This is a genomic window from Anoxybacillus sp. LAT27, assembly GCF_022030075.1.
Taxonomy (GTDB): domain Bacteria; phylum Bacillota; class Bacilli; order Bacillales; family Anoxybacillaceae; genus Anoxybacillus; species Anoxybacillus kestanbolensis.
On sequence record NZ_JAIWYK010000194.1, the window covers coordinates 1 to 265 of the forward strand.

1 protein-coding gene is annotated in these 265 nt (G+C 57.7%); it reads right to left on the bottom strand.

All coding sequences use genetic code 11. The annotated features are described in order from the left end of the window. Positions 1–265: sigma-70 domain-containing protein (locus LD028_RS09095; RefSeq protein WP_275949118.1), on the bottom strand; the 265-nt coding region annotated here is incomplete at both ends.

Sequence of the window (265 nt, forward strand, 5' to 3'; positions counted from 1 at the left end):
GTCGTCTGCCCGAGCGGCAGCCAATGGGAAAAAAACGTTTCATTCGCCGCCGTCTGCACTTCTTCTTCCGTCATCCCGAGCTCAGCGGCGATCTCTTTCGCCGTCACCGATCGCATGTGCCGCTGTTCGAGCCGCTCGATAGCTTCCTCAATTTTTTTCGCCTTATCGCGCATGCTGCGCGGCAGCCAGTCTTCTTTGCGCAAACCGTCTAAGATGGCGCCGCGGATGCGGAACGAGGCGTACGTATCGAACTTCAAATCACGCG